15 protein-coding genes and 1 pseudogene are annotated in these 24,915 nt (G+C 69.9%); 10 read left to right on the top strand and 6 right to left on the bottom strand.

Annotated features, from left to right (window positions below; all coding sequences use genetic code 11):
• Window positions 1–466: 466 nt before the first annotated feature.
• Complete coding sequence (locus AC3AGO_RS00080) at window positions 467–673, bottom strand: hypothetical protein (protein ID WP_487817980.1); 207 nt, start codon at window positions 671–673, stop codon at window positions 467–469.
• A gap of 883 nt (window positions 674–1,556) precedes the next feature.
• Between AC3AGO_RS00080 and AC3AGO_RS00075 the strand changes: the two genes are divergently transcribed.
• On the top strand, window positions 1,557–3,377 hold the full coding sequence (locus AC3AGO_RS00075; RefSeq protein WP_487817979.1) for an ATP-dependent nuclease: 1,821 nt from the start codon (window positions 1,557–1,559) through the stop codon (window positions 3,375–3,377).
• A gap of 301 nt (window positions 3,378–3,678) precedes the next feature.
• Here the strand turns inward: AC3AGO_RS00075 and AC3AGO_RS00070 are convergent, their stop codons facing one another.
• Together AC3AGO_RS00070 and AC3AGO_RS00065 are read right to left on the bottom strand one after the other, a co-directional pair.
• Entirely contained in the window at window positions 3,679–4,245 is a 567-nt protein-coding gene (locus AC3AGO_RS00070; protein WP_487817978.1) for an RNA polymerase sigma factor, read from the bottom strand.
• Window positions 4,246–4,281: 36 nt separating this feature from the next.
• Entirely contained in the window at window positions 4,282–4,554 is a 273-nt protein-coding gene (locus AC3AGO_RS00065) for a hypothetical protein (protein ID WP_487817977.1), read from the bottom strand.
• Between the two features lie 746 nt (window positions 4,555–5,300).
• Here AC3AGO_RS00065 and AC3AGO_RS00060 point away from each other — a divergent pair.
• The 7 genes from AC3AGO_RS00060 (at window position 5,301) to tpg (ending at window position 14,534) form a co-directional block, all read left to right on the top strand.
• Window positions 5,301–5,834: a hypothetical protein gene (locus AC3AGO_RS00060; protein WP_487817976.1), complete on the top strand. Its 534-nt coding sequence runs from the start codon at window positions 5,301–5,303 to the stop codon at window positions 5,832–5,834.
• A 51-nt stretch (window positions 5,835–5,885) separates the two neighbouring features.
• On the top strand, window positions 5,886–8,252 hold the full coding sequence (locus AC3AGO_RS00055) for a hypothetical protein (RefSeq protein ID WP_487817975.1): 2,367 nt from the start codon (window positions 5,886–5,888) through the stop codon (window positions 8,250–8,252).
• Window positions 8,236–9,006 (top strand): hypothetical protein, encoded by a 771-nt coding sequence (locus AC3AGO_RS00050; protein ID WP_487817974.1) that lies wholly within the window; start codon window positions 8,236–8,238, stop codon window positions 9,004–9,006. Before AC3AGO_RS00055 ends, AC3AGO_RS00050 begins: the two co-directional genes overlap by 17 nt.
• A gap of 463 nt (window positions 9,007–9,469) precedes the next feature.
• On the top strand, window positions 9,470–10,003 hold the full coding sequence (locus tag AC3AGO_RS00045) for a hypothetical protein (RefSeq protein WP_487817973.1): 534 nt from the start codon (window positions 9,470–9,472) through the stop codon (window positions 10,001–10,003).
• Between the two features lie 333 nt (window positions 10,004–10,336).
• Complete coding sequence (locus AC3AGO_RS00040) at window positions 10,337–11,164, top strand: hypothetical protein (protein WP_487817972.1); 828 nt, start codon at window positions 10,337–10,339, stop codon at window positions 11,162–11,164.
• Between the two features lie 484 nt (window positions 11,165–11,648).
• On the top strand, window positions 11,649–13,967 hold the full coding sequence (gene tap, locus AC3AGO_RS00035) for a telomere-associated protein Tap (protein ID WP_487817971.1): 2,319 nt from the start codon (window positions 11,649–11,651) through the stop codon (window positions 13,965–13,967).
• 6 nt (window positions 13,968–13,973) lie between these two features.
• On the top strand, window positions 13,974–14,534 hold the full coding sequence (gene tpg / locus AC3AGO_RS00030) for a telomere-protecting terminal protein Tpg (RefSeq protein ID WP_487817970.1): 561 nt from the start codon (window positions 13,974–13,976) through the stop codon (window positions 14,532–14,534).
• Between the two features lie 157 nt (window positions 14,535–14,691).
• Here the strand turns inward: tpg and AC3AGO_RS00025 are convergent, their stop codons facing one another.
• Entirely contained in the window at window positions 14,692–17,232 is a 2,541-nt protein-coding gene (locus AC3AGO_RS00025) for a helicase associated domain-containing protein (protein ID WP_487817969.1), read from the bottom strand.
• A gap of 549 nt (window positions 17,233–17,781) precedes the next feature.
• Between AC3AGO_RS00025 and AC3AGO_RS00020 the strand changes: the two genes are divergently transcribed.
• Together AC3AGO_RS00020 and AC3AGO_RS00015 are read left to right on the top strand one after the other, a co-directional pair.
• Window positions 17,782–18,189, top strand: coding sequence for a hypothetical protein (locus AC3AGO_RS00020; RefSeq protein WP_487817968.1), 408 nt, complete (start codon window positions 17,782–17,784; stop codon window positions 18,187–18,189).
• Window positions 18,190–20,125: 1,936 nt separating this feature from the next.
• Entirely contained in the window at window positions 20,126–20,491 is a 366-nt protein-coding gene (locus AC3AGO_RS00015) for a hypothetical protein (protein WP_487817967.1), read from the top strand.
• A 1,950-nt stretch (window positions 20,492–22,441) separates the two neighbouring features.
• Here AC3AGO_RS00015 and AC3AGO_RS00010 read toward each other — a convergent pair.
• Both AC3AGO_RS00010 and AC3AGO_RS00005 read right to left on the bottom strand, forming a co-directional pair.
• Window positions 22,442–23,031 (bottom strand): annotated as a pseudogene (locus AC3AGO_RS00010) (hypothetical protein).
• The gene (locus tag AC3AGO_RS00005; protein ID WP_487817966.1) at window positions 23,004–23,774 is read right to left on the bottom strand and encodes a helix-turn-helix domain-containing protein; all 771 of its coding nucleotides are present in this window, start codon (window positions 23,772–23,774) and stop codon (window positions 23,004–23,006) included. The pseudogene AC3AGO_RS00010 and the gene AC3AGO_RS00005 overlap by 28 nt, the downstream one beginning before the upstream one ends.
• Window positions 23,775–24,915 lie beyond the last annotated feature (1,141 nt).

Here is a 24,915-nt window from a genome sequence, read left to right as displayed (position 1 = left end):
CCTCTTTCCTGGCTGCGCCGGCGTCCTCTGGCCCTGCCCGCAGCTGCCGGACGGGGCGAGGGGAGGCGCCCGGGCCTCCTCGGTGACGCGTCACGCCCACGGCCCAGCGCAGAGGCCGGCAGGGGGGTTGGGCGCCGCAAGGGGGCGGGCGTGCGGGGGCCGTTCGCGGGGACGCTGCGCCCGCTGCTGTTCTCCGTGCTGCGTGCGGTGGGTGTGTCAACGCCGGCGTTCCGTACGGGCGTTGAGGGCCTGCGGCGCCGCCCGCTCGGCTGCCACCCGGCCCGTACGCCGTCCCCGTGCGTCCCCGCGCGTGGCCGGCTGCCGCTGGCCGCGCGGTGTCCGTGCGCCCCCGCCCGGGAAGGAACGGGCGCCCCCGGCCCGGGCGGTGGCCGGCCGGGCCGGGATGCCCCGCCCCGCCCCACGTCGGGGCGGGGAGGGGCGGGGGTGTGGCTGTCCGGGGGCCGGGTCAGTTGCTGGGCGGGGTGACCCAGCCCTTCTTGACCAGCTGGTCGCAGTGCCACTTCCCGTGTGAGGGGCTCTCCCCGTGCTTCGCGGTCGCGTCGAGGCAGTCGCTGTAGGGGAACGGGGGCTCCGAGGCGGCAGCGGCCTGGGCGCCCACTGCCGACGCACCGAGTCCACCGGCGGCCACGGCCAGGGCCAGGGCAATGCTCATCCGACGCACAAGATCCTCCTCTTCTCGGGCCGGAGCACCCATGCTCCGGCAGGTCCACGCGCTCTTGCCGCAGCCCCGCCAGGGCGGGACATGCAAGATCACTCATGGCCCAACGAGCAGGCCACCACCAGGAAACGCCGCGCTACCCCGCCCCGCCCGTACGGCCCAACGCCGCGCCACACCGACCCCCGCCCTGGGGTAACTTCCGTACCTGGCAGGGCAGTTGACCCGGTCTCGGTGTCCCGTCCTGACTCCGCCTGTTCCGGCGTGGCGCGCTGTTGCCGCAGGTGCGCGCCCGTCCCGTGAGCGGCTCGGGGCGGGGTGTGCGCGGGGGCACTGCACCGAGACGGCTGGCCACGGATTCCGGAGCCTGGGCGCGCAGCGGGAAGACGTGCGTACCTGATTCCCGGGGGCAGGCGGCGGCCCCCCCGGGGGGGGCACCGCGTTGTGCCGGTCGTGCAGCAGGCGAGCTCGCGCCGGTGCCCTGCCGGCCCACATGCGGCAGGTGCGTTGCACCAGCGCCCTCTACGCCCTGCGGCTACTGATCCACCCAACTTCCCTCCCTGGGCGGGTAGATGAGGGATCTCAAGGTCCTGTGTGCCCACCGCTGGGGGAGTGACGGCGGGGTACGGGTGAGGAAGAGAAACGCCCGCCCCGCCTCCCCTCTCGCGGCACGCGGGGGGGGGGCAAGCCGCCGGTGGCGGCATCACTCCCGGCAGCGTGCGGGGCCGGACCGCCTCAAGTGGCAAGAAGTGTGGGGTATTTGCCTGATAGGCATCTACGATGACTTCCTGCACGGAGGGCAACACGTGCCCCATCAGTGCAGGGAGAGCCCGCACGCCACGCCCCTTCCGGCCAAGGGGAGATACGGAGTAGCTCGATCGTGCACCTCACCCGCCTCTCCGCCGGTGGCTTCCGCTCCCTCACCCACGTGACAGACATCCCCATCAGCAGCCCCACGATCCTGGCCGGGCGCAACGACAGCGGCAAAAGCGCGGTACTGACCGCGCTGGCCTTCCTCCTGGGAACCCACCGGCTCACCGAGGAGGACCGCACCTACGAGCAAAGCGACGGCGTCACCGGGCAGCGGTGCTCGGAGACGTGGGTCGAGGGCGACTTCACCCTCGATGCCACGGAGCAAGCGACCAATACGCTGCCCTCCTCCTTGCGCATCCGCCGCCGCGCCCGCGCCGATGAGGCCGCCTGCTGGGAGTTCTTCGGCGCCCAGCCCGACGACAGCCGCCTGCAGGGCCTGGACCAGCTACGGAAGCCAGACCTGGCCCAGCGCGTCACCGAGTTCGGCCTGACCCCCACCGGGACACTCAAGGACGACCTGCTCGCCGCCCTCACCGCGCACGCCGCGACCGTGCCGCAGGTCCAGCAGTGGCAGCCGCTTCCCAAAGAACTGGAGGAACGCCTCCCGCGGCTGCTGTCGTTCGGCGGCCGGCACGAGAGCCCCGACGACGCCGTCCGCACCGCGCTCAGTAACTGCTACGAAACCCACCTCGAGGACGAGACACTCCTGGGACAGGTGCGGGAGATCGAAGCGGAGATCACGCAGCGGCTGGAGAAAGAGGCCCACTCGCTGTGCCAGCACATCCGCCGGCACTGCAGCGAGTTCGTAGAGGTAGAGGTGAGGCCGGAGGTCTCCTTCAAAGGCGGCTTCAAACGCGCCCCCCTCGAAGTCTCCCGGGCCGATGGGGAGCCGGTGGACCTGACCCGCTCAGGCCAAGGCAGCACCCGGCGCATCGCCCTGGCGGCGTGGGAATGGACCAGCAACCTCCTGGAGAGCGCCGAGCTCGCTACGGCAGCAGAACACAGCGCGCCAGAGCCCACGCAGACCATCGTCGTCTACGACGAACCCGACACCCACCTCGATTACCGCCACCAGCGCACCGTCATGGACATCATCCGCAAACAGTGCGCCCTGCCCCACGTCAACGTCATGATCGCCACGCACTCGATGAACCTCATCGACGGCGTCGACATCGCCGACGTGGTCCACCTCAAGCTCAACGACCGCGGCCGCACCCTCATCGAACGCCTGACAGAAGACACCCACGCAGGCATCGACTTCCACCTCGGCCAGATCGCGGCCGCCGTAGGACTGCGCAATTCCGTCCTGCTCCACGAACGCTGCTTCCTCGCGGTGGAAGGCCCCACCGAACAGCAGAGCGTGCCGCTGCTCTTCCGCCTCTCCCAGGGGCTGTCCCTGCAGGCAGCCGGCATTGCCCTTTGGGCCTGCGGCAACAACGAAGGGGCTCTGCTCCTCGCTGGCTACCTCGTCAAACACCACCGCACGGTCATGCTGATGGTCGACAACGACAGCCGCTCCAACAGGCATTTCAAGGAAGAAAAACTCATCCAGGCCGGGCTCGACCTCACCACGGAAGTCTCCTACGTCGGCGAAACCGCAGGGCACAACGAGTTCGAAGAGCTCTTCAGCGACGAGCAGTGGGCAACCGCCGCCAACATCCACTGGCCCCGCACCGGGCGCCCTTGGAGCGCCGACGACTTCACACCACACCGCGGAAGCAAATTCAGCGGACGTGTCCTCACCATGCTCAAGGAACAGGCCCAGGAGAACAGCCCCAACGGAAAGACGGACATGGTCTATGACCTGGTTACCACGCTGACCACCGCCGAGGACGTCCCCACCCAGCTGCGAGACATTTTCACCGACGTACAGAACCTGGCTTCCTAGGGAGCTCCCGGCGAGCGCGCCGCTGCTGCATGCGCTCCTTGCGTTGCGCGGTGGTGGGCGCTACCCAGGCATGCCAGCCCACCCCCGGTAGCCACTGCCGGGCATGCTCGCGTGCGTCGATCCCGCACCACCGGCACCCACCAGGTGTAGGGATACGGTCATCCGTGGCGGAACGCGATAAGGACATCAGCTCCTCCTTCCCCTAGAAGACATCTTCTCTCCTGCCACTGACAATCACCCCGCGTAGCACCAGCGCTGGCTGCCGTGCCGCGCGCGGCCCTGTGCCAGGTCAGGGGCTGTGTCACGTTCCGCCGAAACCGTCACGCGCTCGCGTTCGGGCCAAGGTCAGGTTTCTCGGCTCGACACCATCTCGCCCCTGGTGGGCGGCTGTTGGGCATGCGCGGGTGGGTGGTTGCCAGCGCTGGTGTGGCGGGGAGGGGTATGCGTGGTGGGGGATGAGGGTGCGGAGCATGTTCTGGGCGTCGGGGCCGGTGGAGTGGAGGACGGTACCGGTCAGCGGCGCGCTGTGGTGGTCCCAGTTCGTCGATCGCCTGCCGCAGCGCGGCCTCCTCAGTGGCCTCAAGGTCAGGGGAGGGGATGCTCGCCCGGTTGTTGTCCAGTCAGGCCCGGTTGCCCGGCTTTCACGTATCCGCCGCCTGAAGAGATCCCTGGCCAGGTTGCGGGCGGTCCGGCACGCATACCCGGCAGCGCACGTCGGATCGAGGTGCGGCCACCGGGACAGGAGCTCCTCGAAGGCCCTCTGCGCGATGTCCTCGCTGTCGGCTATGGAGAGGTTGAACGTTCCGCGCAGCAAGTGGTTTAGCAGGGCGCGTGTGGAGTGCTTCGCACTCGGCCAGCTGCTCGGCATTCAGCCCGGGGAGCAGCGCGACGGGCTCGGGCCGATTCACCACAGGTGGTACTCCTCGCACGAGCGTTGGACGGTCAACGAACTGCCGTCGGCGGCCTCTTCCTGCACGGTTGCCCCGGCAGGGGTGTACTTCAAGACTGTCCGCGGCTGCAGCCGCAGCCGGCGTTCGCGGACCAGGCGCTCCTCGGAGTGCTGGTGGCGGGCCTGGGGAAGCAGCTCAAGTATCTCGGCCCGGCGCAGGGCCAGGCAGACGCCGGCAATCGCCGGGACAGCGACCATCACGAGCTCGGTGTATTCCTGGGCGATCATCTCGTGCGGCCTTCGGGGCGGGACGGGAGATGTGGGGACAGCGCGCGCTCTTACTCCTCCTACGTCTGGCTGTCCCGGTCCGTGCGCCGGTGTCTCCAACTTTCTGGGCCAGTTCGCTCGTGCCACGCGCTCGCTGGCGGACTGCAGGGAAGGTGTGTCTGCGCTGCCGCGCGGACTTCTCCGGGCAACTAACGCCCCAGAGGTATCGGGGGGCTCAAAGAGCACAGAAATCCAGTGAGCATCTTGATTCCCGCTCGCCGCATGTATATCGCAAGGATGTGGCGCAGAATGTTCTCTTCCATCACCGGACAGGCTCCCAGAACACGCATCTCTCTTCCCGGCGCGGCGGGCGTCGTGACGATGAGTGGTATGCGACTAACCCTGATGCGCTGTCTTTTATCTCCGGTCATCAGCTGGCGGGCCTACCGGATGGTGGTGGCGAGTGGCGGCCGGATGGACTTCGATGTTGCCTGGCGCCGGGTCAGAGTGGCCCGCCACCCCGACGAGCTGCCCTTCCGGGAGGCCGGGCACCGGCCTCCCGGAGACCGCGGATCTCGCTAGTCGGTGCGGGAGCAAGGAAATGCATTCCGGCTCAACAGGTGCCGGATGAGGCGGGTGTTACGGGAGTTATGAACCAGCGAGACGTGCTTTTAAGTCAGATCCGGCGAAGGTGTAGATCGCAGCTGAGTAACGCGGCGAGAATTCCCTGGAAGACGCCTGCCGCATTTCGCACCTGGGGGAGTGCTGTGACAGATTTTGCCGCGCTGTCTGCTGTGATCGGCGCCGGACTGACACCCACCCTGACGTTCCTCTACCAGCGCCTCGAGCGGCTGTTGGACCGCAACGGTGCACCGGAGGCTGAACCGGAGATCCCTGCCGAACTGACCGGCATCCTCGCTCTGCCCCTGCAGGCCGACACCGCCCAACTCGCCGCACACCGGCAGGAGCTGGAGCAACTGCGCGATGCGCTGAGCGTCTACCAGCGCGGTGTCGCCCCTATCGCTCCCACCGACGCCCCGCTGCTGCGCACCCTGGGGCGGTTGCGCGGCACCCTGGAGGAGATCTACGGCCAGCGCCTGACTTTCGCCGGTGAACAGCGCCCGGACTCGGGCCCGTTCGTGCATCAACGCACCGAACACGTCGCGGGCCGGCAGACCGGCATGGACGCCGACGAGATCACCGGAACGGCCTCCGTGGAGCAGGAAATAGGCACGGTGGAACAGGGTGGGACCAACATCGGCATGCGCGCCCGCAGGATCGGCGGCCCTCCGCCGTCATGAACGCCCCGGACACCGGAAACCTCTCCCGTCCGCCGTCTGCGAGGTGCCGCCATGACCACCGACAACACCCTCCCGCCCCACCTCGACACTCCGTCGACCGCCCGCCCAACACCCACCAACGACGACGCCCCGGGCGGTACCTCATCCTCGGACGGTGCCCCGCCTCCCGGGGTAGACACCCCCGGACCTCCTGCGCGGGACGGGCAGCCCCCCGCCGACCGACCCTCGCCCCCAGAGCCCGGCACCGCCGCTCCGTCTCCCGCACCATCCGGCGACCAGCCGGACCCCGAAGAGCGCCCCGAGGCGCCGCGGCGCGATGAGCAACAGGCGGCCCGGCCCGTTGAAGAGAGTCAGGCATCTGACGACACCCCTGATGCTTCCGAGCAGCACCCCGGTCGCGACGAGGGTGCCGTCCCTGACAGCGAACCGCGCGTCTCGGTCGAGCAGCGCTTCGGCCGCAACGACGGCGTCGCCATCGGCGTCCAGATCGTCCAGGAGATCCACCGGCTGCGCGGCGCCCTGCTGCCCCCGCACTGGATCGACCAGCGGCTGGCCACCTACGAACGCTCCCCGCAGGAGCGGGCCACCTTGCACGCTATCCTCGCCCGCGAGCACGTGCTCGTGCTGCACGCCGCGGAGAGCACCGGTCGCTACACCGCCGCCCTGGAAGCACTGCACCACCAAGTGGGCCCCCACATCCGACAAGTGCGGCACGAGCCCGGAGACCCCTTCAACATCGAGGGCCTGCGCGAGCGCGATACCGGCTGGATCCTGGACTTGCGCGATGAGGACGACAAACTCCCCTCCGGCATCGGCCCCGCCCTCGCCGAAGACGCCCCGCACCTGCAGTACTCCGGCTCCTACTTGGTCGTCTTGGCCGACACCGACACATGGGACGATGCCGCTAAGGGAACCACCCCCCTCGCCCACGACCTCCAGTCTCCCGAACCCAAAACGGTGCTGCGCGCCCACCTGGAGAAGGTCGACCCGCCGGTGGAAGCAGAGCGCTGGCTCACCGATTCGAAGATCACCGAAGGCATCGAAGACCTGCTCCCGGCGGATGTAGTCGAGTGGGCCCACATCATCCGCGAAGCCGAGCTCCTCGACGAAGAGACAGACCAGTCCTTCGAGGAGCTGGTCGAGCACGTGGTCGCTGCGGCAGACGAAGACTGGCGCACCCGGTTGCTGGAGTGGCACACCGAGCACCACGACAGTACCCACCGCAACTACTTGCTCGCCGCCGCCGTCTTGGACGGCGCCCCGGTAGAGACCGTGTACGCGGCCGCCGACACCCTCGCCAAAGCCCTCGGAGAAGCCCCCACGCCTCACCCCGGCCAGCAGGGCCTGGGCGTCATCGCCCTAACCGACGCCATCGACGCCGACCTAACGGACGAGGACACCATCGCCTTCCGGCGTCCCCGCTTCGCCGAGGCCGTCGTCGACTACTTCTGGGCCGACCGTCCCCACCTCCTCAAGAACTTCACCAGCTGGACCGCCGCGCAGACCAACAACAAGGACCTACCCGGCGATGTCGCCAACCAGCTGGCCGGCCGAGTCACCGGCTGGGCGCTGGAATACATGCGCCGCAAACGCACCACCAAGCTGCTGCGCGAGATCGCCGAACAGTGGGCCGAAACCCCCTCCGAGCAGGCCCGCGACCTGCTCACCGCAGCTGTACTGGCCCCCGACACCAGCCGCCGCGCCCGCGACGCCTACCTGACCTGGGCCCGCCGCAGCGATGGGGAGGTTCCGCCCCGCCTCAAGACGGCGCTGGCCCAGGCCTGCGCCCGCCTGGCCGCCGTCTATCCGAACATGATGCTGCTGCGGCTGACCGAACTCGCCGCCTACACCAACAACGAGGAGGTCTACGACGCAGTCGGGCAAGCCCTCAACACGCTGTGGGACCAGCCCCAACAGCAGCAGGCCATCCAAGACCGCCTCACCGAGTGGGCCGACGGCACCCATGACGGCCGCCGTACTGCCGCTCACCACGCCTACGTCCACTTGGCCGCGCGCACCACCGAAGACGGCAGCCCCGTCCTGCTGGCCACGGCGCCCGAGAACGACCACAGCGCCTGGCACGCCGCCCGATGGCGCGGCCTCCTGGACAACAGCACGCACCTCCAGACCCCGCTCCAAGAGGCCCTCACCGTCTGGATGGATGCAGCAACCGCCCGCCCCGACCTGCGCGCAGCGATCCTGACCACCCTTCAGCATGCCGTCTACCAGCCCCAGACCGACGCTGTCTACGCAGCCAACCGCTACCTCGCCCTGAGCCACCTGCTCTTCGCCTGGACCCCCGTCCAACCCCAGCACCCGCCCACCGCACAGGAACAGCTCCGGGACGAGCTGCTCCTCGCCCTGCGCAGCGCCGACCCGGCCGCCCCCACATCCGAGCCGCATGCCCCGGTGGACTAGCGCGCTGTGGCACAAGCGTCGCCGCGGCGACCTGGAGATGAGCTGCACCCTGCCCAGCCAAATGCCCGGCTACCACTTCGACGTGCACCTCACCGGCGCCTGGCAGGACTTGCCCGCACCCCACCCACACCAGCACCCGCACGCCGCGGCCGCCGACCACGCACTGCTCGTGGCCCAAGACATCGCCAAGACACGACAGCTGAGCGAAGTCGCGGCCGCCGAGGCAGGCATCAACAGTCGCCTCGGCCAGCCCACCAACCTCCCGCACGCTCCCGTCCGGCTGCTGTGGGCCCGCATCCACCTGACCGCCGACCCCCAACACGCCGCCCACGCCAACCGCCTCTTGCGCGAGCAGCACCAAGCCGAACAGCACGCCCACAACGACCAACACCGTCTCCAACGCGCCCAGGACCTGCGCGAAGCACTGCTCAGCGACCCGTCCCTGGCCCTCGCTTACTGGTTCCTCGACCACCCCGAAACCATCGGCACCGCCACCGTGCAGCGCGTTGAGCAACTCATCGCAGCCGCGGCAAACTACGCCCCTCACACCGCATGGGTCCAAGTGGCGCAACTCCTGCAGAACTTCGTCCGCGACCTCCCCAACGAAGCGCGAAGGCATCTGATCGATGGACTGGCCCACATCTTCGACCGCTATGGCCAGCCCGACCGCGCCCAACACCTGCGTGCGGTGGGGGAGGAGGTTCCGAGCCCGCGGTCCCCGTCGTACGACCCGGAGCTCAACGGAGGCTCGTGACCGCCTGCGGTTTTCCAGGCCAGTGTGGGGCCGGAGTGGTGGTTTTGGGCCAACTGGTGGGTGGGGGAGGCGCTTTGGGGTCGTGGGGGTACGGGGTGGTTGTCAGTGCCCGTGGCTACGATGCCCCGCTCTGCCGGCCGGGCTGGGGAAGGTGCTGGCCGGGGTGTAGCGGGGTGGGGCTGCAGGGGCGGGAACGGTGGCTGAGGCGTGTGTGCGGTACCCGTTCAGGTGAACGCGGGTGGTTGTCCGATACGGCGTGATGCCTCGTGGGTCCGGCCTAGCGTGCGTGGTGGTGGCTGCGGGCCGCCGCTTGGGACTGATCCGCTGAGTGGGAACGCTCGGCCGCGCTGTGGGAGGGCAGGAAGTGGAGCCAGGGGAGGGGAGCAGCGGGACGCCGTTGCCGCAGTGGCTTGCTGCGACACCGCCGGAATGCCACTGGGCGCGGGTGCGGTGGGGAGCGCCCGTGGAAATGAGCGAGGCCCACATGCGCTGGTCGCAGTTGGTGGAGTCGGCTGAGCACGGCACGACGACTCTCCTCGCAGTGGATCCTGCCAAGCCACCGTGGGCGGCGCTGGTGCCCCTGGCCGAGGTGTGTGCGCCGCTGGCGGACGTGTGCGTGGCCCCACTGCCGCACGCGGTTTCCCAGCTGGAGGATGTGGTGCGTGCCGCGACCGAGGAGTTCAGCGGGCCCCAGATCCTCACCCGTCACGGTCACCCCGTCGTGGCGGTTGTGGCCTGTGAGGGCCTGGAAAGACGCCCCGGGCTGCGTCAGCGCATGGACGCCGAACGGCTCTTGTACGGCGGGAGAGAGATCAGACTGCGGTTCACTCCTGAAGAGTCCGACTTTGACCCCGACACTTTGGAATCCCACGTCTTCACCGAAGAGCACTTCTCAGCGATCGCGCACCGGCACGAGGACGAGCACGAAGTCGCCCGCGGAAGCTCTGCAGTGCATGTACGAGCGCGTCACACCGCCTCCTCTCCCGCTCAGCGATGAACCGCCCTTCTAGCTCGGTGACCTGACGTGCCGTGAACCAGAGGAGACGAGGAAGGGCCGGAAGCTCAAGGAACAGCGCGTTCGTACCCATACGGCCCCGGCGGGCAACGCGCTGAGGGAGGCAGTGAGCTTGCCCGGCGGAGCCTCGCCTCTCGCGAGGCGGGAAGAGGCAGCTGCTGCTACTTGCCGGTACAAGTGCGGGAAAACTGCAGGTCGCACCCGCGTGCGAGGACGCCTGCGCCGGCCGCGTGCCTGCCGGCGGACGGTGCGCCTCAAAGAGGAAAGGAAACAACGGTCGTGGGCGAGGGGAAGCGTCGATGTGCCCAGGGATGCGTGGCGCTGGAGAAGGCGATGCGTGAACTGCGCCGGCAGGAGGTGGCGGTCAGCGCGCAGACGATGTGCCGGTGTGCGCACTGCAGTATGCCGGTGTGCTGGATGTGCCGGCACGCTCCGGTGGAGGACCTCCGGCAGCGGTGCGGCCCCTGCCGGCACCACAGCCCGGCCGCGCTGATCCGGCATGTGGTGGGGGAGGGGCCGGAACCACACTCCCGCGCCGGCGCAGAAACACCAGGAGCGCGTGCGGCAGCCACGGCACTGCGCGAGGTCGGCTTCACCGCGGAAGGCGACGCCGTGCGCACGGCGGTGGACGCATGGTGCGCCGTACAGCGGGCCGTGGAGGTCGTCTCGCGAGCCGAGCAGGCCTACAAGGAACCCGGGATGCCGCTCTCCCTCCAAGAGCAGGACCGGCGACGGCAGGCCTACTTCGCCGCCGAAGTGGCTCTCCACGCCTGCGACGACCCGTCAAGACTCGACATGCTGCTGGTCCATGGCGCCTACGCGGCACTGACCTCGTGGCGGGGCCGGCGGAATGCACAGCTCATGGACGCGGTTGCCGCGGCACTGGCGGAACTGGAACTGCCCGTCCTCGCCGACGACATCCGCATGAAGACAAACGCGGTGGGATACGAGCACCGCCTTGGCCCTGACGACAGCCGGGCCGCGATGGCCGCCTGGGCGCTGGCGGAAGCCTCCTCCTGCACCCCGAACGCCGGAGACGAAGAGTGGCTGAAGTGCCAAGGACTACTGCGCTTGGCGCAGTACCTCACGCGCGCGGAAGCCGACAGCCTGCTGACCACGTCCTCCAGCACCGCCCAGCAGTAAGGCACGTGGCCCGTGCCTTCCCAGCGGAAGGTGGACCACCGTGGCAGGCAGCCTTGCCGCAGCCCTGCACCTCTCAACGGTGCATGGCACGTAAGTACCGGGGCGAGCCACCAAAAACAGGTTTGTGGCCAAAGGGGGACGCCGCTCGGCGCACCGCCGCCGGCGCCGTCATCGCTGATTGCCTGTCAGCCGGTCCTGCACCTTCGACGTCGACCTGCTGGGCGACGGGTTCACGGGGCCCGTGTCGCCCAAAGCGCCCAGCGGCTGGGGCGGTTGGGATATGGGCGGAGGCCGCAAGGCAGGCCCCGGCGGTGTCGATGCAGCGGTATAGAGCCACTGCGGCGTCATGCCGGTGTCTTCCGCTGTTGCCGGTCGATGCCGCGCACCGATAACCACAGCGCAATGGGCGCCGCGTGTACGGGGAATGCACGCTGGATGTGCGCTTCAGTGTTTAGGGTGGTGGGGGAGGAGAGGGAGGTTGTCTGTGTCGGATCCTGAGGCGGACCGGTTCGCTGCGGTGGACGCGTTGATCGGCAGCCGGGCGGTGCTGCCGCCGCCGGCCGAGCGGGAGCGGCTGCGCAAGGCGCACGGGCTGACCCAGGACGAGCTCGCCGACACACTGCAGGTGCGGCGGGCGACGGTGGCGCAGTGGGAGAAGGGCCGTACCGATCCGCGTCCGCCCGAACGCGAGGTGTACGCGCACCTGCTGGCCCGGCTGGCGAGGCTCTACCCCGCCGACGGCCACGCACCCGCCCCCGTCTCCGGCCCGGCCCCCGCCGCCCCGACAGCGCCCGGGACCGCTAACGGCCCGGCCCCGTCAGTGCCCGGGACTGTTCCTGGCCCGGTACCCGCGCCTGCGCCGGCGTCCCATGCTCCGGCCGCGGAGCCGGCCGCTACGTCCACCCCGGCACCCGCCCCCGCCGCGGAGCCGGCGCCCGCGCCGACCCCGACGTCGGCAGCCGCGTCCGCCGCCGGGGATCCCGTACCAGCACCCGAGGCCGAACCCGCCCCCACCCCGGGCCCGGTGGCCCCGGCCGCACAGAAGGCGGCGGGCGCGGGGCGCCGCCCGGTGAAGAAGACCGCCGCGAAGCGGAACCCGGCGACAAAGACCCCCGCCACCAAACAGGCACCCGGCCCGCCGGCGGACCCGCGCTTCGCGCACGGCCCCCTCGTCGTCCTCGATGGCGACGGGCAGGCCTACGGCGCCGGCGGCCTGCTGCTGGAGTGCCCCGCCACCACAGTGGTGCAGCTGGTGGAGTGGGCGCTGGGGGAGGCGCAGTTGGGGGCCGTGCGGCTGCACCGCAACGGGCAGGACGCCGACCCGCTCCTCGTCCTCACCACCTCCGCGGCCGAACGCCTCGGCCTCCCGCCGGAGTTGGAGAACCAGTCGACGTCCGCGACCGGCATGCGCCTGCCGGAGAACCACCCCGTCCTCAAGCAGCTGAGCAAGGCCCAGTGGCAGCTCACGCGCCGCGGCTTCGGCCCCTGGCCGCGCATCTACCGCCCCGCCGAGGGCGGCCGGCGCCGCTGCGTGCAGCTGGCCATCCTGCCCTGGGGCGCCCTGGACACCCGCGCCTGGCAGAGCGCCGGCCAGCTCCCGCCGGCCGAACTCGCCGCAGTGCTGGGCGACTACGCCACCCGCGTCCTCACCCCCCGCGGCTCCACCGCCGTGTGCGGACTGGAGCTGATGACCGCGCTGCGCCCGCCCACCCGCGCGGTACGCGAGGAGTCCACCGGCACGTGGGTACCGGGCCCGCTGCCCGGCTCCCTCACGCAGGCCCTCGACCCGGCCCCGCCCGAGGCACCGCCAGAACACCCCCTGGCCCAGGGCCGCGACGAAGACGACTTCCTGAACGAGGAGGCCTTCGAGTGGACCCGGCAGACCGACGCGCTCACCGACGCCGAATGCCACCTCCCGCACGCGATCGGCCTGGACGTGAACATGGCCTTCGCCGCCGCCGCCAACCGGCTGCCCGTCGGCCTCGGCGCCCCCGAGCACGTCACCCACCCCCGGTTCGACAAAACCCTGCCCGGCTCCTGGCTGGTTGACCTCTCCCACATCCGCCTCGACCCGCGGCTGCCCAACCCGTTCACTCCGCACGGCGAACCCCCCGAAGGCCCGGCCTGGTACGCCACCCCCACCCTCGCCTACGCCGCCGAACTCGGCCACGACATCACCCCCACAGAGGCCTATGTACGCCGCGAGGCCGGCCCGTATCTGGACCCCTGGTACCAGCGGCTGCGCGACGCCTACCTGACCACCATGGAAGCCCTCGGCGTCACCCCCGGCATGAACGAGAGTGACTTCCTGACCGCCATGGACAGCCACAAGCACCGGGACGCGGGGCAGGCCGCGGTGCTCTCCGCCATCAAATCCACCGTCAAGGGTGGCCTCGGCAAGCTCCGCGAGCGCCCCCACGGCATCGACTACCAAGACGGGGAGCCCTGGCCGGCCCTGGAACGCCCCACCTGGCGCCCCGACATCCGCGCCGCCGTCATCTCCGCCGCCCGCATCAACATGCACCGCAAGATGCGCAAACTCGCCGAACACGCCGGCCTGTTCCCTCTCGCGGTGCTCTCCGACTGCGTCGTCTACCCCTCCCCGAGCCCTTCCCCGCTCGACCTGTTGCCGCGGACAGCCGAGGGCAAGCCGCTGCCCGGCGGCTTCCGCCTCGGCCTCAGCCCCGGCATGGTCAAGCTGGAGGGCGTCCAGCCCTTGTGGTGGGCGGCCCAGCTGCTGGAAGAGGGCCACAACCCGGCCCGCCACATCAAGGGCACCGACGCCGGCACGGAAGGGGAGTAAACGGCCATGGGCACCATCGAGGACGGCCTGGAGCGGGCCACCCAACAGCACACCACCCGCCCCATCCCCAAAACCGCACCCGCGCAGATGCGCTACCTGGTCAAGAGCGAGAAAGGCTCCACCCGGGCCGTCGCCCAGCGCCTCGGCATCAGCCAGCGCACCGTCGAGCGCTACATCAAGGGCCAGCTGAAAAAACCCCGCCGCGACCTGGCCGGAAAGCTGGAGGGCGAGGTACGCCGCCGCTGGCAGCCACGCGTCAAACAGCGCGCCCAGAAGAAAGCCGCCACTCACGGCGGCATCAAAATCTCCACCCGGGCACAGTTCGGCTTCACCGCGCCGGTGGGCACCACCGACCAGGACCGCATCCGCCGCATCACCCAGACCCTCCCCCCCGCCTACGCCCAACAGCTCTTCACCGCCCAGGCGACGGGCCAGGGCGAGGAAGAGATGAAGAAAATCGTCGCCGACGGCCTGAAAGAGGCCTACTTCAAAGACGGCGGACGCCGCGCCCGCAGCCTCGACGAAGTCAAAATCACCGCAATCCAGCACATCGATTTCGGCTACTAAAACCCCGCACTGCCCCGGGCAGAACAGGCCCCGCACACCGCCGCACTACGCAAGGCCGGCAGCGGCCGGACGTGAAGCCGCAGTACGCCGCATGCCCTGAACGCCGGCCGGGGCTGCCATCAGCTGCTCCGTCCGTCGAAACAGCACGCAGTGCGGTTTATTGGGCCCAGTCGAGGCCTAGTTCGGCGAGCGCAGTACGTTGTTCGTAACTGAGTTTGCCGCGCCGGGTTTTGGTATTCGTCAGCCACACCCCGAGTTTTACGAGGGTGCCGTCGTCGAGGCGTTCTTCGTGGGCGCGGGGGACCATGGTGGTCTCTTCGCGCTGAATGTACTGCTGAAGCGCCGTCAGGCCACGCGTGAAGGCCGCGGAGGGCTTCTGCGGCCCACGCGCCGCACCCTCCTCCGGGCCGGAAGAGGGCTGTTGGGCCGGCTCCACGCCGAGTGCGGTGAGCCGGTCGCGCTGTGAAGGAGAGAGCTGGTTCCAGCCGCGGCGTTGCCGCACCAGCCACCGGCCCAGGTCGTCGCCGTCATGGAGGACGCCGGGTGAGATGGGGGGCAGCGTGCCGTCTGGTTCATCGGCGGCCAGGTCCCGCAGCACGGCATAGTGGCGTTGCCAGTCCAAAGCCCAGGGGCAGTTCCAGTCCGCGTCCAGCGCCGAGAGCTGCGCGCCGCGCCGCGCGGCACGCTCAGCGTCCTTGCCCAGCCCACCGGGCCGGCGCAGGTTCGCCATCAGCTGCCCGACCGGCTCCTCCAGCCACACCGCATCCTGCCGCGGCGCCAGATGCCCGAACGTGGCCCGGTAGTCGTGGAGGGCGGCAAGTTTGCGCTCCCACGCCTCGTCCCCGGGCTCCCACACCATCCCCGCCGCATCCAGCTCGGCGACGCGGTGGGCTTCCAGCTCGCCGCGGCGCCGGGCGCTGCGCTGCTGCGCGACCCACCGCCCCAGCGGGAACTGGGAGACCCCGACGGTGATTTCGCTGTCGTAGGGGACCGACACCGACCCCACGTGGCCGTGTTCGGCCCGCCACCGGCGCAGTGCGTTCAGCCCCTCCAGCCACACCACCGACTCGGGCCGGTAGACGCGGGTGCGCAGAAACGCGGCGACGGCGGCCGGGTCGCGTGGGGTGGCAAACCGCAACAGCGTCGATTCCACCTCCCGGCCCGTCTCCGCAACCTCTTCCTCGCCGGTGTCTGCGGTCTCGTCCTCGCCGCTCCCCGCGCCGTGAGAACGGCGAGAAAGAGCCGGCTGGCGGCTCAGGGCACGGGAGGCCAGCTGCTCCACCAGGCGCTCGGAGTGCGAACGCAGCCCCTGCAAAATGGCCACGAGCGGCTCGTAGGCGGCACTGGCCAGCATGTCCTCAGCCTCCTCGCCCGGCGCGAGGAAGACAGGCACGATCAGCCGCGCCACCTTCTCCCGCCCGTCACGGGAGGGACGCAGGGCGCGGCCGATGTTCTGCACGATCTCGACCTGGGAGCCGCGGGCGTCGGCGAAACACACTGCCGCCACCCCGACCTCACCGGTGATGTCCACCCCTTCTCCCAGCACCCGCACCGAGGCGAGGATGCCGCGGTTGATGCGGTGCCCCTCAGGCGCGAGACCGTTGGCGAACCGGTGCAGCACCTCCCGCCGGTGCGCCACCTCGTGCTCACCACACAGCCAGTCGGCGTGCACCCGGCGCGGCGGCATGTGCTGCCCGGGATCGTCCGCATACAGCTCCTCGGCCGTCTCCGGCACCTTCCGCGCGAACGCCTCGGCCTGGTCCACCCGCTGATGGAACGTCATCACCGTCGGCAGATCGTGCCGGGCCGCATGCTCGAGCAACGCCGCCTGCAACAACGCGAGACGCCGCCCACGGCACTCCTCCTCGCCGGCCTCCTCACCCAGCGGCACAGGATCACGGATCTCCAGCACATCGATCTCGAACCCCGCCAGAATCCCGCGCTCAATCGCCTCGGCCAGACCGAGATCGACCACCTGCGGCCCGTACGTCCCCTCGGGATCGTCGGTCATGCTCGCGATCACGAGGTCCTCACCCTCCCGGCCCCGCGGCGGCCGGGGCGCCGCAAGGATCCGGGGAGTAGCAGTCAGGTACAGCCGCCGCGCGCACGCAATCCGCGCATCATCATGGATCGCCGCCCAGGGGCGGCCCATGTCCCCGGCCGTACGGTGCGCCTCGTCCACGACCGCCAGGTCGAAGCCGCCGAGCTGCTGCCCGTACATCTCCGGTCCACCGGCCATCGCCTGCTCGACCGGACCCGGCACCATGCGCCCGAGCCCCTCCGGCGCCTCCCGCTCCACCAGCGACGCGTAGGTGGCCAGCACGACCACCGGCCCGGAACCGGCCCACAAGCCGAGCTGGATGGGATTGGTAGTACAAGGCACGCCCAGCCTCTCCAGGACCTCATCGCCCTCCAGCGAGCACACCGCAACCATGGACCCGCGATGCCCCACCTCCCGCCAGGAGACAGCCGTCTGCACGAGCAGGTCGAGCGTGGGGACCAGCACCAGAATCCGGCCCTGCGGCAACATCTCCAGCGCACTCGCAGCGGCCGTGTACGTCTTACCGCTCCCGGTAGCTGACACCGCGGTCGCCCGGCCCTCCCGTTCGGGCCTCCCGGAAGCAGCAGAGAATCCGAACGCATCCAGGATGCGGCTCTTCGCCTCGACCTGATGCTTCCGCAGCTGAATGTGCGTCACTCTCCACCCTCACATTGCGACTTGAGGCCTCTCCTGCCGAGCTTCAGCTCCGGTACCCCCGCAGCGTAGTAGCGCCCCCTGGAACACTTCCGGCATCGCGAACTCCCTCGGGCCGCACACCTCGAACAGCTCCCGCTGCCCCCAGAGTTCTCCACCCAGCACACCCACAGCGCCTCGGCACTGTGGCCACCGGCGGCTGCGGAACGGACTCGCGTTCCCTTTCCGCGACTCCGCCTCGGTGACCACGGCTCAGTGGGGGTGTGGCCTAGTTCTGCAGAGTCTACATACTGCATCACTCACGATGCAGTTCCCTCTCCGACCTTCCCAGTACCCGCCCGCACCCCACTTCCCGTAGCCATCCTGGCCCGCGATAGCGGGCCCGAGAGTGCGTAGGCGAAGCCAGAGCACTCTCGGCGGGGGGAGCGAAGCGGACCCGCCCCAGGCGCGAAGCGCCCACAAGCTCCCGTGCGAAGCACGGGAGTTGAGCCTCGAAGGGGGGCGGGCCGCAACGCGGCCCGCAGACCCCGAAGCGAAGCGAAGGGGTCAGGCTTGGCGAAGCCGAGCCCCGGCCCGCGAAGCGGGCCGGCCCCGCCCGTACGATCCGCGAAGCGGATCGTACGGGCGGGCGCTTGCACATCGCGCAGCGATGTATTTTTTTTTTTTTTTTTTTTTTTTTTTTTTTTTTTTTTTTTTTTTAAAAAAAAAAAAAAAAAAAAAAAAAAAAAAAAAAAAAAAAAAAAAAAAAAAAAAAAAAAAAAAAAAAAAAAAAAAAAAAAAAAAAAAAAAAAAAAAAAAAAAAAAAAAAAAAAAAAAAAAAAAAAAAAAAAAAAAAAAAAAAAAAAAAAAAATTACCGCTATCGCGGGCCAGGATGGTTACCTTCGGGAAGTCCAGGTACGGACGGGCACTGGGAAGGTGGAAAAGGGGTTTCCATCGTGGGGAGTGATGCACCTCTGTAGACTCTGCAGAACTAGGCCACACCCCCACTGAGCCGTACGTCGCTCGAGGCATCGGAAGGCCCGGGGGAACGCGAGTCCGTTCCCCGCAGCCACCGGTGGCCACGTGCCCAGGCGCTGTGGGTGTGCTGGGTGGAGAACTCTGGGGGCAGCGGGAGCTGTTCGAGGTGTCAGAGGCTGTACGCGATGCCGGAAGTAAGTCCGAGGGGCGCTCTACGCTGCGGGGTCGAAAGCGGGCCACCTCAGCTCGCAATGTGAGGGTGGAGGGTAACACACATTCAGCTGCGGAAGCATCAGGTCGAGGCCTGTGTACGCATCCTGGATGCGTTCGGATTCTCTGCTGCTTCCGGGAGGCCCGAACGGGAGGGCCGGGCGATCGCGGTGTAGGCGACAAGGTGAGCGGTACACGGCCGCTGCGAGTGCACTGGAAATGTTCCCCGCGGGCCCGGATTCTATGGTGCTGGTCCCCACGCTCGACCTTGCCTCGGTGCAGACGGCTGCTGCTCCTGGCGGGAGGTGGGGCATCGCGGGTACAACGCGGTGTGCTCGCTGGACGGAGATGAGGTCCTGGAGAGGCTGGGCGTGCCTTGTACTACCAATCCCATCCAGCTCGGCTTATAGGGGCCGGTTCGGGCCGGTGTCGTGGGGGTGCCTGGCCACCCTACGCGTCGCTGGGGTGGAGCGGGAGGCGCCGGAGGGGCTCGGGCACATGGTGCCGGGTCCGTCGGACCGCGACCGGAGATGTTCACCGGCAGCAGCTCGGCGGCTTCGACACGTGGGATCGTGGACGAGGCGCACCAGGCCGGGACATGGGCCGCCCTGGGCGGCAATCCATGATGATGCGCGGATTGCGTGCGCGCGGCGGCTGTACCTGACTGCTGCCTCGGGCCCGCGGGGCCGGGAGGGTGGGGCGGCCCTCGTGATCGCGAGCATGACCGATCCCGAGGGGACGTACGGGCCGCAGGTGGTCGATCTCGGTCTGGCCGAGGCGATTGAGCGCGGGTCTGGCAAGGGTCCCGGATCCTGGAGATCCGTGATCCTGTGCCGCTGGGTGGCCGGCGAGGAGGAGTGCATGGGCGTTTCTGCAGGCGGCGTTGCTCGACTGCGGCCCGGCACCGTGTCCCCGACGGTGATGACGGTTCCCCATCAGCGGGTGGACGAGGCCGAGGCGTCGCGGAGGTGCCGGAGACGCCGAGGAGCTGTATGCGGACGATCCCGGGCAGCACATGCAGCAGCACCGGGTGCACGCCGACTGGCTGTGTGGTCAGCGCGAGGATGGGGGCGCGCCGGCAGGGAGGTGCTGCACCGGTTCGCCAACGGTCTCGCGCTTGAGGGGCGCCGCATCAACCGCGGCATCCTCGCCTCGGTGGGTGCTGGGAGAAGGGGTGGACATCACCGGTGAGGTCGGGGTGGCGGCGGGTTCGCCGACGCCCCGCGGCTCCCAGGTCGAACATCGGCCGCGCCCTGCGTCCCTCCCGTGACGGGCGGGAGAAGGTGGCGCTTAGTGGTCCCTGTCTCTTGTCGCGCCGGGCGAGGAGGCTGAGGACATGCTGGCCAGTGCCGCCTACGAGCCGCTCGTGGCCGTTTGCAGGGGCTGCATTCACACTCCGAGCGCCTGGTGAACTTGGCCTCCCGTGCCCTGAGCCGCCAGCCGGCTCTTTCTCGCCGTTCTCCCCGCGCGGGGAGCGGCGAGAGCGACCGCAGACACCGGCGAGGTTCAGGGCCGGGGAGGAATCGACGCTGTTGCGGTTTGCCACCCAGCGAGACCCGCCGCCCGTCGCCGCGTTTCTGCGCACCCGCGGCCTCTACCGCCCGAGTCGGTCGTGCGGCTCGAGGCTGAACGCGCTGCGTGTAGCGGGCCGAACACCGGCCACGTGGGGTCGGTGTCGGTCCCCTACGACAGCGAATCACCGTCGGGGTCTGCCCGTTGGGGCGGTGGGTGCAGCGCGGCAGCAGCGCCCGGCGCCGCGGCGAGCTGGAAGCCCACCGCGTCGCCGAGCTGGATGCGGCGGGGATGGTGTGGGAGCCCGGGGACGAGGCGTGGGAGCGCAAACTTGCCGCCCTCCACGACTGCCCGGGGAGGCCTTCGGGCATCTGGCGCCGCCGACAGGTGGCGGTGTGGCTGGAGGAGCCGGTCGGGCAGCTGATCGGCAAACCTGCGCCGCCCGGTGGGCTGGGCGAGGACGTCCAGCGTGCCGCGCGGCGCCACGCGCAGCTCTCGGCGCTGGACGCGGACTGGAACTGCCCCCTGGGCTTTGATCGGCAGCGCCACTATGCCGTGCTGCGGAGCACTGGCCGCCGATGAACCAGACGGCACGCTGCCCCATACTCACCGGCGTCCTCCATGACGGCGACGACCTGGGGCCGGTGGCTGGTGCCGCGGCAACGCCGCCAGTAGACCGGCTCTCTCTCCTTCACGGCGCGACCCGCTCACCGCACTCGGCGTGGAGCGGCCCAACAGCCCTCTTCCGGAGAAGCACGTGGGCCGCAGAAGCCCTCCGCGGCCTTCACGCGTCACCTGACGGCGCTTCAGCAGTACATTCAGCGCGAAGAGATCACCATGGTCCCCCGCGCCCACGAGGACCGACGACAGCACCCCTCGTAAAACTGGGGGTGTGGCTGACGAATACCAAAACCCGGCACGGCGAACTCAGTTACGAACAACGTACTGCGCTCGCCGAACTAGGCCTCGACTGGGCCCAACCCCACTGCGTAGCTGGCGGAGCAGCTTGATGGCCGGCCCCAGCCAGCGTTGCAGGGCATCGGGGCTGCCGCTTCACGTCCGGCCGCTGCCGGCCTTGCGTAGTGCGGTGCGGGGCCTGTTCTGCCCGGGGCAGTGCGGGGTTTTAGTAGCCGAAATCGATGTGCTGGATTGCGGTCATTTAGCTTCGTCGAGGCTGCGGGCGCGGCGTCCGCCGTCTTTGATAGCTACTTTCAGGCCGTCGGCGACGATCTTCATCTCTTCCTACGCCCTGGCCCTCGCCTCGGGAGGTGAAGGACTGTTGGGCGTAGGCGGGGGGAGGGTCTGGGTGATGCGGCGGATGCGGTCCTGGTCGGTGGTGCCCGCCGCACGGTGAACCGAACTGTGCCCGGGTGGAGATTTCATGCCGCCGTGAGTGGCGGCTTTTCTTCTGGGCGCGCTGTTTGACGCGTGGCTGCCAGCGGCGGCGTACCTCGCCCTCCGGTTTCCCCGGCCAGGTCGCGGCGGGTTCCAGCTGGCCCTTGATGTAGCGCTCGACGGTGCGCTGGCTGATGCCGAGGCGCTGGGCGACGGCCCGGGTGGAGCCTTTCTCACTCTCTGACCAGGTAGCGCATCTGCGCCGGTCGAGTTTGGGGATGGGGCGGGTGGTGTGCTGTTGGGTGGCCCGCTCCCAGGCCGTCCTCGATCGTCCGTGGGCCGTTTACTCCCCTTCCGTGCCCCCGGCGTCGATGTGGCGGGCCGGGTTGTGGCCCTCTTCCAGCAGCTGGGCCGCCCACCACAAGGGCTGGACGCCCTCCGGCTTGACCATGCCGGGGCTGAGGCCGAGGCGGAAGCCGCCCAGGCAGCGGCTTGCCCTCGGCTGTCCGCGGCGACAGGCTCGGGGAGAGCGAGCGCAGTCGGAGGGCAGCGAGAGGGAACAGGCCGGCGTGTTCGCGAGCCGTCTTCCTCGCGGGCGGCGGAGATGACGGCGGCGCCGATGTCGGGGCGGCCCAGGTGGGCGTTCCAGGGCCGGCCAGGGCTCCCCGTCTTGGTAGTCGATGCCGTGGGGCGCTGGCCGGAGCTTGCCGAGGCCACCCTTGACGGTGGATTTGATGGCGGAGAGCACCGCGGCCTGCCGCGTCCCGGTGCTTGTGGCTGTCCATCACGGTCTCGTTCATGCCGGGGGTGACGCCGAGGGCTTCCATGGTGCATGGTAGGCGTCAGCGCAGCCGCTACGGGGTCCGGACTCGGGCCGCCTCGCGGCGTACATAGGCCTCTGTGGGGGTGATGTCGTAGTTGGCGGGGGGTGGCGTACCAGGCCGGGCCTTCGGGGGGTTCGCCGTGCGGAGTGAACGGGTTGGGCGGGTGCCGAGGGAGTGTGGGAGAGGTCAACCAGCCAGGAGCCGGGCAGGGTTTTGTCGAACCGGGGGTGGGTGACGTGCTCGGGGGGCGCCGAGGCCCAGCGGGCAGCCGGTTGGCGGCGGCGGCGAAGGCCGTGTAGCATCTCAGGCCGATCGCGTCAGGGAGGTGGCATTCGGCGTCGGTGACACGTCGGTCCCGTGAAGGCCTCCTCGTTCAGGAAGTCGTCTTCGTCGCAGCCCTGGGCCAGGGGGGTGTTCTGGGGCCGTGTCTCAGGCACCCATGGGGCCTGCGTGAGGGAGCCGGGCAGCGGGCCCGGTACCCGTCCCGTGGACTCCTCGCGTACCGCGCGGGTGGGCGGGCGCAGCGCGTGCATGGCTCAGTCCGCACGGCGGGGGGTGAGGACGCGGGTGGCGTAGTCGCCCCAGCACTGCGCGTCCGCCGCGGGAGCTGGCCGGCGCTCTGCCAGGCGCGGTGTCCAGGCGCCCAGCGGTAGGCCAGCTGCACGCAGCGGCGCCGGCCGCCCTCGGCGGGGCAGATGCGCGGCCAGGGGCCGAAGCCGCGGCGCGTGAGCTGCCACTGGGCTCGCTTGAGGACGGGGTGGTTCTCCGGCAGGCGCATGCCGGTCGCGGACGTCGACTGGTTCTCGAACTCCGGCGGGAGGCCGAGGCGTTCGCCGCGGGAGGTGGTGAGGACGACGGGTCGGCGTCCTGCCCGTTGCGGTGCAGCCGCACGGCCCCCGACTGCGCCTCCCCCACGCCCCCAACCTGCCGCCGGCTCACCGCTGTGGTGGCGGGGCACTCCAGCAGCAGGCCGCCGGCGCCGTAGGCCTGCCCGTCGCCATCGAGGACGACGAGGGGGCCGTGCGCGAAGCGCGCGGGTCCGGCGGGCCGGGTGCCTGTTTGGTGGCGGGGGTTCTTGTCAGCCGGGTTCCGCTTCGCGGCGGTTCTTCACCGGGCGGCGCCCCGCGCCCGCCTTCTGTGCGGCCGGGGCGCCCCGGGCCCGGGGTGGGGGCGGGTTCGCCTCGGGTGCTGGTACGGGATCCCCGGCGGCGGACGCGCTGCCCGACGTCGGGGTCGGCGCGGGCGCCGGCTCCGCGGCGGGGTCCCGGGTGGCGTGGCGCCCGCCGCCAGAGCATGGGACGCCGGCGCAGGCGCGGCGTACGGGGCCAGGAACAGTCCCGGGCATGACGGGGCCGGGCACAGTCCCGGGCGCGTCGGGGCGGCGGGGGCCGGGCCGGAGACGGGGGCGGGTGCCGTCGGCAGGGTGAGGCCTCGCCAGCCGGGCCAGCAGGTGCGCGTACACCTCGCATTCGGGGCGACCCTACGCCCTTCTCCCACTGCGCAGCCGTCGCCCGCCGCACCTGCAGTGTGTCGGCGAGCTCGTCCTGGGTCAGCCCGTGCGCCTTGCGCAGCCGCTCCCGCTCAGGCGGCGGCAGCACCGCCCGGCTGCCGATCAACGCGTCCACCGCAGCGAACCGGTCCGCCTCAGGGATTGGACGCAGACAACCTTCCTCTCCTCCCCACACCCCTGAACCTGAAGCGCACATCCAGCGTGCATTCCCCGTACACGCGGCACCCATTGCGCTGTGGTTATCGGTGCGCGGCATCAACCGCAGACGGCGGACGCCGGCATGACGCCGGCGGTGGCTCTATCCGCTGCATCGAGCCGCCGGGGCCCGGGGTGGCTTGCGGCCTCCGCCCATATCCCAACCGCCCGGCCGCTGGGCGCTTTGGGCGACACGGGCCCCGTGAACCCGTCGCCCGCAGGTACAGGACCGGCTGACAGGCAATCAGCGATGACGGCGCCGCAGCATCCCCTTGGCCGCGGAACCTCCTTGGTGGCTCGCCCCCGGAAGTGCGCGACGCAGAGGTGCAGGGCTGCGGCAAGGCTGCCTGCCACGGTGGTCCACCTTTCCGCTGGGAAGGCACGGGCCACGCATGCCTGGGCGGAGTCTGGAGGACGTCGTCGGCTGTCGGCTTCCGCGCGGCCGGGCGGGGTGACTTGGCACTTCGGCCGCTTCTTCGTCTCCGGCGTTCGGGGTGCGGAGGAGGCTTCCGCCAGCGCCCGGGCGGCCATCGCGGCCCGGCTGTGGCGGTACTCGTGTCCCACGGCGTTTGTCTTCATGCGGATCGTCGGCGAGGACGGGCAGTTCCAGTTCCGCCAGTGCCGCGGCAACCGCATCCATGAGCTGTCCGCGGGCCCCGCCACGAGGGTCGGTGCACCGTGGGCATGGACCAGCGGCATGTCGAGTCTTGACGGGTCGTCGCAGGCGTGGAGAGCCACTTCGGCGGCGAAGTAGGCCTGCCGTCGCCGGTCCTGCTCTTGGAGGGAGAGCGGCATCCCGGGTTCCTTGTAGGCCTGCTCGGCTCGCAACGACCGGCCCGCTGTACGGCGCACCATGCGTCCACCGCCGTCGGCACGGCGCCACTCCGCGGTGAAGCCGACCTCGCGCAGTGCCGTGGCTGCCGCACGCGTCCCTGGTGTTTCTGCGCCGGCGCCCGCCGGCCCCTCCCCCACCACATGCCGGATCAGCGCGGCCCGGCTGTGGTGCCGGCAGGGGCCGCACCGCTGCCGGAGGTCCTCCACCGGAGCGTGCCGGCACATCCAGCACACCGGCAACCTGCGGTGCACACACCAGGTGCTGCTGGTGTTACCCGTGGGAATAGGAGTAGCTTAACCTACACGTA

Source organism: Streptomyces sp. BL1 (assembly GCF_057628045.1).
The sequence above is the reverse complement of the archived record's forward strand: the minus strand, read 5'-3'. Positions and strand labels throughout refer to the sequence as shown.

Bases quoted from the DNA above. Each gene is read 5' to 3' on its own strand.
- AC3AGO_RS00080 (WP_487817980.1), bottom strand. From the start codon at position 673: ATGAGCATTGCCCTGGCCCTGGCCGTGGCCGCCGGTGGACTCGGTGCG.
- AC3AGO_RS00070 (WP_487817978.1), bottom strand. From the start codon at position 4,245: ATGCCGAGCAGCTGGCCGAGTGCGAAGCACTCCACACGCGCCCTGCTA.
- AC3AGO_RS00065 (WP_487817977.1), bottom strand. From the start codon at position 4,554: ATGATCGCCCAGGAATACACCGAGCTCGTGATGGTCGCTGTCCCGGCG.
- AC3AGO_RS00055 (WP_487817975.1), top strand. From the start codon at position 5,886: ATGACCACCGACAACACCCTCCCGCCCCACCTCGACACTCCGTCGACC.
- AC3AGO_RS00050 (WP_487817974.1), top strand. From the start codon at position 8,236: ATGCCCCGGTGGACTAGCGCGCTGTGGCACAAGCGTCGCCGCGGCGAC.
- tpg (WP_487817970.1), top strand. From the start codon at position 13,974: ATGGGCACCATCGAGGACGGCCTGGAGCGGGCCACCCAACAGCACACC.
- AC3AGO_RS00005 (WP_487817966.1), bottom strand. From the start codon at position 23,774: ATGTGCGCTTCAGGTTCAGGGGTGTGGGGAGGAGAGGAAGGTTGTCTG.